Annotated in this window: 12 protein-coding genes; 5 read left to right on the top strand and 7 right to left on the bottom strand. The window is 33.2% G+C overall.

The genetic code is table 11. The features are described from left to right. Nucleotides 1-9: 9 nt before the first annotated feature. Together ACP7AT_RS07710 and ACP7AT_RS07705 are read right to left on the bottom strand one after the other, a co-directional pair. The gene (locus ACP7AT_RS07710; RefSeq protein ID WP_426063762.1) at nt 10-1335 is read right to left on the bottom strand and encodes a TolC family protein; all 1326 of its coding nucleotides are present in this window, start codon (nt 1333-1335) and stop codon (nt 10-12) included. Further along, the gene (locus tag ACP7AT_RS07705) at nt 1325-1951 is read right to left on the bottom strand and encodes a TetR/AcrR family transcriptional regulator (protein WP_426063761.1); all 627 of its coding nucleotides are present in this window, start codon (nt 1949-1951) and stop codon (nt 1325-1327) included. The genes ACP7AT_RS07710 and ACP7AT_RS07705 overlap by 11 nt, the downstream gene beginning before the upstream one ends. A gap of 457 nt (nt 1952-2408) precedes the next feature. Here ACP7AT_RS07705 and ACP7AT_RS07700 point away from each other — a divergent pair, with 457 nt between their 5' ends. Beyond that, the gene (locus ACP7AT_RS07700) at nt 2409-2963 is read left to right on the top strand and encodes a C40 family peptidase (RefSeq protein WP_426063760.1); all 555 of its coding nucleotides are present in this window, start codon (nt 2409-2411) and stop codon (nt 2961-2963) included. Nucleotides 2964-3402: 439 nt separating this feature from the next. Here the strand turns inward: ACP7AT_RS07700 and ACP7AT_RS07695 are convergent, their stop codons facing one another. Further along, nucleotides 3403-4464 (bottom strand): alkaline phosphatase D family protein, encoded by a 1062-nt coding sequence (locus tag ACP7AT_RS07695; protein WP_426063759.1) that lies wholly within the window; start codon nt 4462-4464, stop codon nt 3403-3405. Nucleotides 4465-4764: 300 nt separating this feature from the next. Between ACP7AT_RS07695 and ACP7AT_RS07690 the strand changes: the two genes are divergently transcribed. Then, nucleotides 4765-7233 (top strand): zinc-dependent metalloprotease, encoded by a 2469-nt coding sequence (locus ACP7AT_RS07690; protein WP_426063758.1) that lies wholly within the window; start codon nt 4765-4767, stop codon nt 7231-7233. Nucleotides 7234-7323: 90 nt separating this feature from the next. Here ACP7AT_RS07690 and ACP7AT_RS07685 read toward each other — a convergent pair whose 3' ends face one another. After that, nucleotides 7324-8742, bottom strand: a complete 1419-nt coding sequence (locus ACP7AT_RS07685; protein ID WP_426063757.1) for an adenosine deaminase — start codon at nt 8740-8742, stop codon at nt 7324-7326. Nucleotides 8743-9160: 418 nt separating this feature from the next. Between ACP7AT_RS07685 and ACP7AT_RS07680 the strand changes: the two genes are divergently transcribed. Continuing rightward, nucleotides 9161-10699: a SulP family inorganic anion transporter gene (locus ACP7AT_RS07680; RefSeq protein ID WP_426063756.1), complete on the top strand. Its 1539-nt coding sequence runs from the start codon at nt 9161-9163 to the stop codon at nt 10697-10699. A 189-nt stretch (nt 10700-10888) separates the two neighbouring features. Here the strand turns inward: ACP7AT_RS07680 and ACP7AT_RS07675 are convergent, their stop codons facing one another. Continuing rightward, nucleotides 10889-12151 (bottom strand): NAD(P)/FAD-dependent oxidoreductase, encoded by a 1263-nt coding sequence (locus ACP7AT_RS07675; protein WP_426063755.1) that lies wholly within the window; start codon nt 12149-12151, stop codon nt 10889-10891. A gap of 63 nt (nt 12152-12214) precedes the next feature. After that, nucleotides 12215-12736 carry a GNAT family N-acetyltransferase gene (locus tag ACP7AT_RS07670; protein ID WP_426063754.1) on the bottom strand — a complete coding sequence of 174 codons (522 nt, stop codon included), beginning with the start codon at nt 12734-12736 and terminating at the stop codon, nt 12215-12217. Between the two features lie 162 nt (nt 12737-12898). Here ACP7AT_RS07670 and yaaA point away from each other — a divergent pair, with 162 nt between their 5' ends. Continuing rightward, nucleotides 12899-13657, top strand: coding sequence for a peroxide stress protein YaaA (gene yaaA, locus ACP7AT_RS07665; protein ID WP_426063753.1), 759 nt, complete (start codon nt 12899-12901; stop codon nt 13655-13657). Between the two features lie 260 nt (nt 13658-13917). Here yaaA and ACP7AT_RS07660 read toward each other — a convergent pair whose 3' ends face one another. Then, complete coding sequence (locus ACP7AT_RS07660; protein ID WP_426063752.1) at nt 13918-14337, bottom strand: Lrp/AsnC family transcriptional regulator; 420 nt, start codon at nt 14335-14337, stop codon at nt 13918-13920. Between the two features lie 112 nt (nt 14338-14449). Here ACP7AT_RS07660 and ACP7AT_RS07655 point away from each other — a divergent pair, with 112 nt between their 5' ends. After that, nucleotides 14450-15163 carry a TSUP family transporter gene (locus tag ACP7AT_RS07655; RefSeq protein ID WP_426063751.1) on the top strand — a complete coding sequence of 238 codons (714 nt, stop codon included), beginning with the start codon at nt 14450-14452 and terminating at the stop codon, nt 15161-15163. Nucleotides 15164-15265 lie beyond the last annotated feature (102 nt).

The raw sequence follows: 15265 nt of genomic DNA, 5'->3' as shown, positions 1-15265 counted from the left end.
GTAGTATGATTATTTTTGAGCTAGATTGAATGATTGTGATAATTGACCAGTTACGGAGAGTAACTCGTAGTATTTTTGGATGGTATTGGCTTTCGCCAAAGCTTTACTGATTTTTGAATTTAGTTGTTCCACATCAGCTTCGAGCAGATCATTAGTGTCCGAAAGTCCATTGTCATACTTGTCTTTTACAATTCGGTAATTTTCACTCGCTTGGTCTTGTGCTTCCTCGTAAACAGTGGTTTGCTTTAAAGCTAAATCGTAATCTTCAATCGCTTTTTGAACTTGAACTTTAATATAATCCGTTAAAAGAGCTTCAGAATTTTGTACTTCTAAAAACTTATTTTCTGCAAGTCGGACCAAGGTTCCATTTTTCAGAATAGCACTTAAATCATAAGAAATTCCAACACCGATATTCATCGCATTTTGAACAGTGATGACATTGCTTAGGTTTAATGCGGTATATCCACCAATGATTGCAATTGCCGGATAATACGACCCTTTTGCTATTTTTATATTCGCTTCACTTGCTTTTCCCTGATACCGAATAGCTTCTAAATCCTTACGATTTTCTAATGCCGGCAATTCATTAATTGGGATATTTATCATTTGGAAATCAGCAAAATCATCTTCCCGAATTTCCAGTTTGGTGTCTGGATTTAATTTTAAAAGTGTAACCAAATAAAAGTTGATTACTTTTAAATTATTATTCGTTTCATCTAACGATAATTGTATTTTCGAAGCTTGTAATTTAGATTTTAACAGATCATTTCTAGGAATGATTCCGTTTTTTTCGAGTTCTACAAAATCTTTAACACGTTGCTTGGCGCTTTTTTGGTTTTCTTTCAGCAGCTCAATTGTTTTTTGTGCTTTGTATAAACTGGCATAATATTCAATCACCCGCAAAGCAATTTCCTCCTTTGTTTGAGCAGCAGTAGCCATTTCAGCTTCGTAAAGATTCTGATATGCTTTGATGCTGTTTTGGATTTTAAAACCAGAGAAAACAGGAACACTGGCATTCAATTGGCCCACCATTAATTGATTGACAATGGGAAGCTGCTGGTCGCTGTTATTTTGATTCAGTTTAAAATCTACCGATGCATTTGCCAATCTTTGGTATTGTCCGGAGAGTTTCAAATCAGGATATTGGTTGTTTTTTGTAGATTGCAATTCGTACTTTTTGGCTTTTACTTTCGTATTGGCCAGCGTAACTTCATTGCTTTTAGTCCAAGCCAAATTAATGGCTTCGTTCAATGTTAAACTTGTTTTTTCTTGTGCTTCTATTGATGAAATTCCAATAAAGAAAATCCCAAAGAGCATGAATTGACTAACTTTCATATATCAGAAGTGCTTTTATAGTTTGTTGTATGTGCTTGGTCAAATTGGTTTTAATATAATTGTTATATAAATCCTCCGTTTTCAAGTTCAATAAATTTTCGAAGAATGGTTTGTTCATGTAAAAATGAAAGAAAGTACCCAAAATGGTTGGTGTAATGAGCGGAATAATTACATCTTTTCTGAAAATGCCTGTTCTCTGACCTTCTTCAATAATAGTTTCAAGGGATTTTAGATTTCCTTTTTTTAATTCAGAAAAAGCCTGTAAATTTTGTTCTCGTTTTTTGGAAGTGAATTCGAAATGTAAAATTCTGTAGATACCTCTGTTACTGTTGATTCTATTGATGTAAAGTTCAATTAGTTTGTTGATTTTTTCAATGGGTTCCAGATCTTCTTTTAAGAGATTCTCTAATTGGTTTTTGAGGTCGGAAGTTCTGTATATAATAAGCGATTCCAACAAACGTTCTTTAGAACCAAAGTAATATGAAACCATGGCAATATTGATTTTTGCCACTTTAGCTATGTTTCTAATGGAAGTACCATCAAATCCTTCCTCTGCAAAAAGTATTTCGGCAACTTCGAGGATCTGAATTTGTTTGTCGTTAAAAATACTTTTCAATGGAATCAAATTTTTTCAAGAAACAAAACTAAACAAGCGTTTAATTTAAACAACTGTTTGGTTTTTGTTTAACATAATTTTAACATTGAATAAAGCGTGACATATTATTTTTTTTTTGATACTTCAATTACATCATTCATAAAAAAAATAAATATAAATCTAACGGCTACTATTAATACGTGTGATAAAAATAAAAAAATTTGATTTTAACGTTATTTATTAGCATGTAATAATTCTTTCTATTAATTACTTAAAATTAGCACTAATATTTAATGCGAAATCCTATAAATTAGACATTTTATACGGCTTTCCAAATGTATTATAGGATCGACAATCAATATTCAAAGAACTTAAAACTTATAAAACTCTAAAACTTTTTTCATTATATTTGACACAGATAATCCATTTATTTTACTTCAAATAACGATACACAATGGGTTAATTTAATTTTTTCAATATGAAATTTAAAAATAAAAACACCATAAAATTGACATTGTTCATTGGTTTATCGCTACTTGTTTTAGAAAGTTTCGCGTATGGTTCATCAAAAGCGGGTGGATTTTCATCTCAAAGAAGTGAAACCATTGTCAAAAACTCACTAGTAGATCCAATTGACAATAATGGCTATTTGGGAGATAAGATTGTGAATTTCGGAATGGGATTATTAGGAACACCTTATGTTACAGCTGGCTGCAGCAAGAATGGTTTTGATTGTTCCGGATTTGTTTACTTTGTCTACAATCATTTTAAAATTCAGGTTCCACGCAGCTCTTCACAGTTTAATAATTTTGGTAAAGAAATCCCGATTGCCGATGTAAAAAAAGGTGATATTCTATTGTTTTTGAGTCCTACCAGAAATGTTATTGGGCATATTGGCATCGTATCAAATCCAAAAGGAATGGAAAGTGATTTTATTCACTCCACCTCAGGTCGTGAAATGAAAGTGGTTGTTACAAGTCTAACAAAGCCCGGCTATAAGCGTAGATTTGTGAAAGCAATACGTGTTTTGTAATTTTATTATTTTAATAAAATAGTAATCTAAAATCTATTTTATTATTATTAAAAATGATTCGATTTGCATTCTAGTTATACTATTCGTAGAAAATACATCAATAATGGTGGCTTCATTGTTAATTAATGTAAAATGATTTCCTCTTATTAAAGTAATCAAACTATGATTGGTTATTCCAAAACGAAAATATTTCCCTTCAATTTCTAGTTGATGATATTATACAGTTTCTTTATTGTCAAATAGACTTTGTGTCAAAACAAATAATGAATTGGTAATCGATTCGAAATTTTCTATTCTTTTCTTAATATCATTATTCTTTTCAGTAAGATATAATTCGATGAGATGTTTCTGTTTTCTTTCATAATAATTTACTACCTCAATTATAAACTCTATTCAATTTGTATTTCTTAAATATAATCTAATAATTCCCGCAAAAATACTACTTTTTAAAACTAATTTCATCCAGCCCAATCGTGTATTCCGCACGTTGGTTGTCGTTGACATCCCAAATTTCCATCTTTATTTTTGGTATTTTGTTTTTCCAATCGATTGTTAATAACCCAAAATGGTTTTCCATAATTGGACCTTCAATTCTGTTTTTGTTGGGTGTCGCAAAATGCCAGGTTGAGGAGAGTCCGCTGGAGGTAAAATCGTAAATAGGATACAATCCGGGTGCCGTAAGTTTAGAAATTTCAGCATAATGCACATCTCCGGTTAAAAACAAAACGCCGTTTGCTTTCGTTTTCTTGATGAGATTTAAGAATCTTTTTTGCTCCAGCGGAAAATTAGCCCAACCTTCGTAGCCATTGTATTCAATTCCAAACTGAGACCCTGAACCAATCAGTCGGATATCAGCAGGTTTTTGTAGTTCTGCTTCCAGCCAGTTCCATTGTGCAGTTCCTAAATAAGTGGAGTCTGGGTTTTGTAAAGGCGTGTAATCCAAAGAGTAGAAATACCGTTTATCATCCTTAACTTCTCCATTGTATTTCTTGTAATCATCCCTGAAAGTGCGGTTATCCAACAGGATTATCTGTACTTTTTTACCTTTATTTTCATACATATTGGACGTGTATATCCCGTCGTGTTTTCTTCTTTCGGAACCTGCAGGTTCATCAAAAAACTTTAAGAATAGTTCTTTTGATTCCTCCTTTTTGGGATAATGCCGACCCGCATCATTTTGACCGTAATCGTGATCGTCCCAGGTAGCAATGATGGGTACATTTTTTTTCAAATTTTGAAAAGTAGCGTTAGCCGCCAATCGATCGTATTTGGCTTGCAGTGTGTTCATATTGTCCGTATCTCCGTAAACGTTGTCGCCCAGAAATACAAATAAATCTGGTTGGTGTTTTACCACAACATCAAAAATGAGTAATGGATTATTTTGGTTCGAACACGATCCAAAAGCAATTTTTGAAATGTTCTTTTGCGAGAAACCATTCCATGAGACTAGTATGAAAGCTACTAAAAAAAAGGTTTTTTTAACGATATTATTTTGAATCATAATTTGATTTTTAGTGTTTTAAAGTTTCTAAATAAAAGGGAAGTCGTCTCCAAAAGCATTACCAGTTTCAATAAAATTTAAATGCTGACCGCAATAGATCGTATAAATTCAAAAAAAAACGTATTTCCAAATGTAATAAAAAAAGAATTCTAATAAAATGAAGCTAAAAACGAACTGCCGTTAAAACCTCCTAAAAAGTCTGGAACGTTTGTTAATTAAAAGTTAAACCAATGAATATTATTTAATTTGCTTGAGCTAAAATATATTTTTGATATTGATTAACCATTAAATATCCAGTAAATGAAGAAATTTTTCATTTTAACAGCAATTGTAGCAACAATGCTTGTGCCAACCAACCAATTTGCACAATCCAAAAGAAAAAGAGATAAAAACGCCGCTGTAGTTCCGCCATCGGAAAAGAAACCGGAAGCCACCATCAAGGAATACAGTAAGGTAATTACTAAAGATGCCGTTTCAGACGAAGGCTTATTTACGGTTCATAAAGTAGATAAAAAATATTTCTTCGAAATCCCAAATAAATATTTAGATAAAGACATGCTTTTGGTAAGTCGGTTGTCTAAATTGCCTTCAAATTTAGGCGGCGGATACGTAAACGCTGGTTCCGAAACCAATGAGCAACTGATTGTTTGGCAACGTTTTCAAGATAAAATCCTTATCAAATTAAAGTCGTTCAGCGCTGTTGCCAATGACAGTTTACCCATCAGTATTTCAGTGAAATCCAATAATTATGAGCCTACATTATTCGCTTTTGATATCGTAGCATTCAGCAAAGATTCTGCAAATACGGTGATTGATGTATCCAAATTTTATGGCACCGATGTAAAATCAATTAGTGGTTTGTCAGGTGAAATGAGAGAAACTTATAAGGTAAAAGGACTGGATGAAACCCGAAGTTTTATCAATACAATGAAAAGTTTCCCCATGAACATTGAAGTAATTCAGGATTTCACCTACAACGCGTCAAAACCGCCGGTTCAGGCAGATTCAGAAACAATCAGTATCCAAATGAATCAATCGATGATTTTATTACCTGAAAAACCAATGCAACCCCGATTGGCCGATCCGAGAGTGGGGTGGTTTACGATGAATCAAATTGATTATGGAAGTAATGAATTAAAATCCGACAGTAAAAGCTATATCCGCCGTTGGAAATTGGAGCCAAAAGATCCTGTCGCTTACGCAAAAGGCGAACTCGTGGAACCCATAAAACCAATTGTTTATTATTTAGATCCTGCCACGCCTGAAAAATTGCGAAAGTACATCAAACAAGGAATTGAAGATTGGCAAAAGCCTTTTGAAACGGCTGGTTTTAAAAATGCGATTATCGCGAAAGATCCCCCAACGAAAGAACAAGATCCTGACTTTAGCCCGGAAGATATTCGGTATTCCGTGATTCGTTACGTGGCGAGTACGACTCGTAACGCGGTTGGACCAAGTGTTTCGGATCCTAGAACAGGAGAAATTATCGAAAGTGACGTAATTTGGTACCACAACCATTTGCGATCGTACCGAAACCGTTATTTGTTAGAAACTGGAGCAGCAAATCCTACGGCGAGAACATTAAACACAAGCGATGAAGAAATGGGTGAAATGATGCGTATGGTTATCGCGCATGAAGTGGGACATGCTTTAGGTTTTCCTCACAATATGGGTGCAAGTTGCGCTTATGATACTGAAAATTATAGAGATGGAGCCTTTACTCAGAAAAACGGAATCGCAGCAAGTTTGATGGATTATGCCCGTTTTAATTATATCGCTCAACCCGGAGATAAAAACGTGCGTTTCATTCGCCAGATGGGACCTTACGATCATTATGCTACGAATTGGGGATACAGATTCATTCCAAATGTGACTTCTCCTGAAGCAGAAGTACCCACATTGGACAAATGGATTATGGAAAAAGCGGAAAATCCTATTTACAAATTCGGGAAACAAAGCAGTAATTTTGATCCAACATCACAAACCGAAGATATTGGAAATAATTCTATGAAAGCGGGTACTTATGGCCTCAAAAATTTGCAATACGTAGCGGCACATTTACCGGAATGGACCAGTGATGTAACTAATAATTACGAAGATTTAGATGAGCTGTACAAAGAAATGCTGGATGTTTGGAGCAGATATGTTGGACATGTAGTGACCAATGTTGGAGGTGTTTATGAAGCTACAAAAAAGCCAATCCAAAAGGGAAGTATTTATGATATTGTACCAAAAGCAAAACAGCAAGAAGCGATGCAGTGGTTGCAAACTAATGCTTTTGCTTCTCCAACGTGGTTGGTGAATGTAAATACATTAAAAAACATTGATTACGCTGGTTACACCGAGCGTTTCCGAAATGTACAATCCAGACATTTAAATAGTGTGTTGAGTTTTGAACGTATTGGTCGATTGATGGATGCCGAGATAATGGGAACGGCAAATTACAAAGCCTTGGATTTATTAGGTGATATGCGTAAAGGAATTTGGAAAGAGGCTAATTTGCCATCGAACGTGACTATTTACAGAAGAAATTTGCAACGGGCGTACATCGAAAGAATGGCTTATCTTATGAAAGAAGAAATCAAGTCCGGTAGTGCTTCTGACTATTATAATGTTGCGCAATCAGATTTGAGAGGATTAGTGAGAGGTGAGTTGAATGCTTTGAGAATCACTTTGGCAGTTGCTAAAACGAGAGCTGTAAATGCAGAAACAAAATACCATTATGAAGATACCATCAAAAGAATTGAGTTGATCTTAAACCCGAAATAATGGCAATTCAGGAGATTATATTTACCCAAAAATCCGCTTTCAAGCGGATTTTTTGTTTTCATAAAGCTAATTATGTAAAAGGAATACAATTTATTTCAAAGGAAAATTAGCCTCAAAAGCTTTAAATCTCGAGTCTAAATCTTTTATTAATTGCTTTTTTACGACATTTTCTTTTATAAAACTGTAATTGATGCTATTGTACACATATTGTTTAATATCCGTATAGGAAACGTTTTTGTATCTTTTGGCTAATAAAACATATTGCTCGGTCATATTGGTTCTTAATATTCCTGCGTCATCGGTACTAATTATTATTGGTACGCCAAATTCTTTATATAATGACAATGGATGACGACTTTCTTTTACTTTTAAAATGAATTCATTACTCACTAAATTAATTTCAATAGGAATGGTTTTCTTCGCCATATAACGCAATAAATCATACGAATCTTTCTCATAAGCCATATCGACTCCGTGACCGATGCGATTGGCTTCTGCCGTATAAACGGCAGCGGCTATGTGCCAAGTCAAATCTTCCGGTTGTACTAAACCAAGAGTCAGTTCGCCGGCATGCATTGAGTATTTTACATTTGGATAACGGGAATGGCAATATTTAAACATCACCATGTGCAACCAATAATCTTTCATTGAAGTTGCGCCGTCTTCCGGAGAAACAATGTTAACTCCTGTCATCAGCGGACTTTCATCTGCCGAAATGAATGCAATTACCAAATTTTTGAATAAGTCTACGGGTTCCATAAAACGCAGTACAAAATTTTGATAGCGCATCGTAAATTGCTTATCATCAATTTTAAGGTCTTCGTGAAGCCTTGCTACAAAATTAGTATTAAATGCTGCAGCGTAGGAATTAGCATCTTTTTTTAATACAGAACTGTAAACAGAATCCAATGATTTTAGAATAGCATTTTCGTCTTTTAATAATGCTAATTTTCGCAATCGGGAATTAAATTCTGTCAAATCATCAGTGTTCATTGCAGTTGGAATCGTTGATAATTGTGTTTCAATATAACTGACATTTTCTGAAATGGCTCTGTTTTTAAGTTCCAATAATCCTTGTCCAAAATTCCCTTTGATAGCCGGTTCAAACTTCATAAACGATTCGAAAAACAGCTTATCTGATGGGTAATCCACATGATTATAATCTTTTACAGACCATTTTTGCATGATTTTTTGTTTGTAAGCGTCCAATGTACCGTTGCTTTTCAATGTCGAAAATAATTGCCAGTTTCCGGTTCCTGGTTTTTCTTTTAACACGTCCATCGTTTCTGTATTAAGATAAAAATCGTCCGTAATAGCGCGTTCCAATAAAGGCTCAGCGTAAATAGAACCCGAAAAATGATGATGTAAATCGCCTCCTTTTGGCATTTGCGAGAAGAAAGCAGTTAGTGCTGCTTCATTGTTTCTGATCTTTTCAAAATAGTCATTCGTTGATTGCGAGTAAGTAGAGTTTAAAAGAAGAGCGAAGAATAAAGTATAAAGTAATTTCATATTTTTTTTTTGGATCGATAATGTTAAAGTACTTTTTTAAAAAAAAGTCCTAAATTATGCCAAAATTAAGCAATTTCGTTTTCTATTTGGTATAGCAATAAAAAAGTTTTATTTTTGCACCTTATTTATGGAAAACAGTATTCATTTTATCTCCGTTACGCCGCCTTGATTTATAGTCTTTAAATTGAAGGATATCACTTAAAAATTTGCATTCAATTTTTTGAAGACGCTTTCTACATATGGAAATGTCTAATCAATACATTTTATGAGCAATAGTAGTATTTATTTTAGTACCGTTACCACGACTATTTTTTTAGATTTTTTAAATTTAAAGATAATTCCTAAAGCATTTTATTAATTTTTTTAGATGTGATTTCAGCAACTGAAATTGAATCACACATCCTATTTGAATTTTTTTATGAAAAAAGTATTTAATTTATTTGATTTATCACAAAAGGTAAATTACAAAACAGAAATTTTAGCTGGTTTGACAGTTGCTATGACGATGATTCCGGAATCCCTATCATTTGCTATTCTCGCAGGTTTTCCACCGTTAATGGGACTGTACGCTTCTTTTATAGCTGGTTTTATTACGGCAGTATTTGGAGGCAGACCCGGAATGATATCAGGAGGAGCAGGAGCAACGGTAATTGTTTTAATTGCCTTAATGAAGTCAAATGGTCTAGAATATGTTTTTGCAGCGGTTGCTTTAGCAGGTATTTTACAAATTTTAGTGGGCGTTTTTAAATTAGGCAAATTTATCAGATTAGTGCCTCATCCCGTAATGTTTGGTTTTGTCAATGGATTGGCAATCATTATATTTATGTCTCAATTGGAACAATTTAAAATGGTGGTCAATGGAGAAATCACATGGCTTACAGGAACTCCAATGCTGATTATGGCAGGTTTGGTTGCTTTAACTATTGGAATTGTTGTATTTCTGCCAAAATTAACAAAAGCAATCCCATCATCGTTAGTAGCTATTGTAGTTGTATTCTTGTTGGTTTTTTTATTAGGAATAGAAACAAAAACCGTGAAAGATATTGCCTCTGTAAGTGGTGGTTTTCCTCCATTTCACATTCCGAATATTCCACTTACATTAGAGACTTTAAAAATAATTTTTCCTTATGCCTTAATTATGGCTGCAGTCGGATTGACCGAAGGTTTACTGACCTTAAATTTAGTCGATGAAATCACTGAGACTCGTGGTAATGGAAATAGAGAATGTATTGCGCAAGGGAGTTCTAATATTTTGAATGGCTTTTTCTTTGGAATGGGAGGTTGCCCAATGATAGCACAAACATTGGTTAACTTATCAGCAGGATCTAGAGCCCGTTTGTCTGGTATTGTCGCTTCAATAACAATTCTAATAATTATTTTATTTGGTGCTCCGGTAATTGAACTATTACCTATGGCTGCTTTGGTTGGCGTGATGATTATGGTTGCCATAGGAACTTTTGAATGGGCGAGTTTGAAAATATTTAATAAAATGCCCAAAAACGATGTTTTTCTTGTGATTTTAGTTGCTTTAATTACTGTTTTATTGCATAATCTTGCTTTGGCTGTTTTGATAGGCGTAATTATTTCAGCTTTGGTTTTTTCGTGGGAAAGTGCTAAACGCATTCGCGCAAGAAAATTTATTGATGAAAACGGGGTGAAGCATTATGAAATATACGGGCCTTTATTTTTTGCATCTACGACTGCTTTTACTGAAAAGTTTGACGTGTTAAATGATCCAAATGAAGTTATCATCGATTTTAAGGAAAGTCGAGTTTCTGATATGTCAGCAATTGAAGCATTAAATGTTATTACACATCGTTATCACAAGCAAGGTAAAAAAGTACATTTACGCCATTTGAGTGCCGATTGTATAACGTTACTTAAAAATGCAGAAGCCATCATTGACGTAAATATTATGGAAGATCCAACGTATAAATTAGTGATTGATCAACTTTAATTTCAATAAGCTTAATAAAATTTTAGTTCTGGTACTCCTAATTGTATCAGTTCATGGATTGAATAATAATTAAAAAACTATACCAAGAATCTCACAAATCCCCGCAAATTAATTCGTGGTGATTGGTGTAATTCGTGGCGAATTAGTTGAATGCTATAACTTGGCAGACTTTTATCCTAAAATAACAAACTATATTTTCATCGCTTCGGCAGCTAATCGTCCCGTTTGTAGAGCGGCATTGATAGAACCATTTAGCAAGTTGTCTCCGCAAATAAATAGCGTATCCGAGATTTTTATTTCAGAGACAGCGATTTCATTTCGTACACTTTCTTGAGTTGGCAATGCATATTCAATGCGATACGCCTTTAGCATTTTCCACGAATTTACTTTTTCACCGTACCATTGTTTCAACTCTTGCTTCATGTTTTCAGTTAAAGTCGCGTCATCAACAGTTGGGATTCCATTGTAGGAAACGGAAATAAGCACTTTCCCTTTTGGCGCATACGCTCTGGAAACATTTGAGATTACAGTCAAATTATTCACCCATTTTTTCTGAGTTGAAGCATTTAAAATAACGACTGCTTTTTTAGTAGGCGCTTCAATGGCTTCAAAATAAATATTGGTTACCTGATGCGAAGTCATTTTTTGCTGCGGAAAGTATTTTTGGGTCAAGGCATTAGCGGTCGTAGCCAAAAGGATTTGGTTGGCTTCAAAAACAGTTCCATCTTCAATAGTTACCTTATTTCCATCAATAGCTGTCACTTTGGTATGGCATTGAATACAGCCTTCTGGAAGCATGGCGACTAATTGTTTGGGTATTTCTTCCATTCCTAAAGCAGGAACCGCGACATCACCATCTGAAAACATTTTCATTACAAAATCGAACATTCTACGGGAAGTTTTCAATTCATTTTCCAAAAAGATACCGGAAAGAAAAGGAGCGTAAAAGCGTTGAATCATTTTTGGGCTAAAACCATAATCCGCCAGTTGCTTGCGAGTCGTTTGTTCAGGTTGTTCGAAAATTTCGTCAATCGTTAATTTTTGCAGTTTATTTTTTAACCAAAGAGTATTGATTTTGTCTTTTAGAGTGCCAACGGGCGCAAAAAGTGTTGCAAGTGCAGCAGATGGTCTTCGGAATGGATCTGCAATTTCAAAACTGCCTCCGTCATAAAGCACGGTTGCTCCGGGTAACATTTTTTTTAGTTGTAAATCATTATAATTAAGTAGAGCTCTTGTCTCAGGATATGCCGTCAAAAGGACTTGGAAACCTCTGTCGAAAAGAAAGCCTTCATGTGAATCGGTTTTTATTCTTCCGCCCGCGCGATCACTAGCCTCCAAAAGGAGAACTTTTCGATCTTGACGATGCAAATGAACAGCCGCAGCTAATCCCGCTAATCCCGCTCCCACAATAATTACATCCTCTTTCATAGTTTTTGATAATATTTGATACAAAAATAAGCCAAATAGGGATTTAGAATTGCTTATTTAAGTGACAATTTAAAATTTGATTATTGTTTACTGTAATCCAAATTGCATCAATAAATCGGTTTGCTCGTCGTTACCCATTATAAAAACGTGTTTATCAAATACAACAAACCCATTTTTAGTATAAAATCGGAGTGCTCTGTGATTTTCTTCCCACACACCGAGCCAAACAGAATCAACGCCAGAACTTTTTGCGATTTTTTTTACCTTGTCAAGCAAAAGCTGTCCGATATTTTTTCCATGAAATTTTTGCAGAACATAAATCCGTTGCACTTCTAAAGCATTTTCGTTTATAGATTCCGTTTGGGCATCGCCAAAGTTTATTTTCAGATATCCCACTGCTTCTGCATTTGAATAGGCTACATAAAACTGAGAATTATCATTGTTTAATTCATTTTTTAATTGTTCCGAATTGAAATTTTCTTTTACATAATTGGCAATGTTTTCAGGCGTATTTACAGCGGCAAAAGTCTCTTTAAAAGTATGGATGCTTATATTTTGAATTGTTTCCAAATCTGATACTGTTGACTTCCTAATTTCAATCGTGTTCATAATTATTTATTGGTATTTTACAACTCAAAAATAATTAAATTGGCGAACAATTTTCAATATCTATTGCACTATTAAACAAATCAATTTAAAGATTCTTGATTTCTTGATTTCAATTAGTACTTTTGGTTCAATTAATAAAAAGAGCTCGAAAGAGTATTGTGTATGAAAATTGTAATATCGCCAGCCAAGTCGTTAAATTTTGACAAACAGTTACCCACTCAATTGCACACCGGACCTTTGTTCTTAAAAGAATCGAGACAGATTCAAAAAGTTTTAAAAGAGAAAAAGCCTGCTGATTTATCGGATTTAATGAGTATTTCAGATAAACTTGCTGATTTGAATTGGAAGCGAAATCAAGAATGGAAAACACCATTTACGACTTTAAATGCACGTCCGGCAATATATACTTTTGATGGAGATGTTTACGTTGGATTAGGTGCTTATTCGATTCCAGAAAAAAAAATAGAAGCTTTACAGGATCGTTTGAGAATACTATCTGGTTTGTATGGATTACTGAAACCGTTGGATTTGATTCAGGCGTATCGACTGGAAATGGGAACCAAATTACCAATTGGCGAAAGCAAAAACTTGTATGAATTTTGGAAACCGGCCGTTACAAAGGCTTTAAATAAAGAGCTTAAAGAAGACGAATTGTTTATCAATTTAGCCAGTAATGAATATTTTTCAGCAATAGATGTCAAGGCGTTAAAAGTTCCTGTAATCACACCAGAATTTAAAGATTACAAAAACGGAAAACTAAAAATCATCAGTTTTTTTGCCAAAAAGGCTAGGGGAATGATGGTGAGATACATTATTGATACCGATGTTAAAACCATAGAGGATTTAAAAGGTTTCAATTACGATGGTTATCAATTTGATCAAAACTTATCGGAAGGCAATAATTTGGTTTTTACGAGATAGTTAATTTTTAAATATTAATCCTTTAAAATTGGCATGTATCATATTTTTTTAAATTAAAATATTTAATAATTTTAGAAGTTGACACTTATTAGGTTTTTGATTCATGTTATATTTTGATTGCAAATAATATAAGAAGCAAATTAAAGTTGGGGAAAATAAAATCTTTAAGGTGATAAATTCTATTTTACATAATATAAATTATAGATCATTTTATTTCATATAAATATTAAATAAGTTATTAACGCAACGCTACCGAAAAACTACAAATCTTTTAAATTTGATAAAATCAAATGTGTTGTGGGCTCGCCATAAACTAAAAGTCGGTCTATAAATTGTTGCAGATGCAGTTGATCAATTAAAACTACTTTCATAAAAATATTATGTGTACCAGTAATTCTATAAGCTTCATATATTTCCGGAAATTGATTTAAATCTTCACAAAAAATGTAGAGTTTTGTGCTAAATAATTTAAACATTATAAAAACTTCTAAGCCAAAGCCAAGTTTTTTATTGTTTAGTTGAATCTTATAACCTTCGATAACACCGCTATCTTCTAGTTTTTGAATACGTTCTCTAACTGACGAAGGTGAAAGCCCTATATGTTTGCCAATATCTACAAATGAAGTTCTAGAATTAACTTTAAGACTTTCTATTATTTTTAAATCAAGTGCATCGACCATAAATAAAGCTTTTAAATTGGCTAAATTAAATTTAAATTATTGTAAACGGACATTAAATCCGTTTAATAAATTTTAGTTTAACTAATCGTTGATCTAATTTTGCATTATGGATATGATGTTATTACTTCTTACTATTGGTATTTTTCTTGGCTTTTTTGTTCAAACCATTACCGGATTCGCCGGTGCTTTAATTGCCTTACCTTTTTTACTCTTTGTGATGCCATTGTCGGATGCAATTGGTTATTTATCTATTTTTTATTTTATTTCAACTCCTATTTATATTTATAAAGAATGGAAATACATTGACAAACAACTTCTAATAAAATTGGCCCCATCATCATTTTTTGGACTAATAATTGGAATTATTGTTTTAGTATATGCTCAACCTATATTTTTAAAAAAAGCATTGGGTTTGTTTATAATTTTGTATGCATTAAATAGTTTAAAAGAAAAAAAAGAAATCCATTTAATCTTAAAAATGAAATATTTTTTTGGTTTTTTAGGAGGTTTTTTTTCAGGTCTTTTTTCAACTGGAGGGCCTTTGTATTTAATAATTATAAAAAGTGAAACCTCGAATGTAAAGACTTTACGTGCCACCATGTTTGGTGTTTTGGGTTTAATAACATTAATGCGAATTCCTATTCTTGCCTTTGAAGGTATTTTGTCATTGAATCAATTTTATAATGCAATTTTTGTTTTACCTTTTTTCATAGTAGCTTTATTATTGGGTAATAAGGTGTATTTAAAATTAAATGAATTTATCTTAAAGCGAATTATGTTAGGACTTTTGTTTTTGTCCGGAATTATGTTATTGATAAAGAATTAAGTGCTTTTATTTATGTTTTCAGTTTTTGCGATAAATCAAATTTATTAAATCTACCATTTGAATCGCCCTTTAAATATTTACCTTTGCAAAAATTAAAAAAAT

The organism is Flavobacterium sp. DSP2-3-1 (assembly GCF_049896865.1).
In the GTDB taxonomy this organism is placed as follows: domain Bacteria; phylum Bacteroidota; class Bacteroidia; order Flavobacteriales; family Flavobacteriaceae; genus Flavobacterium.
Note: the sequence above shows the minus strand (reverse complement) of the source record. Positions and strands in the feature narration are given on the sequence as shown.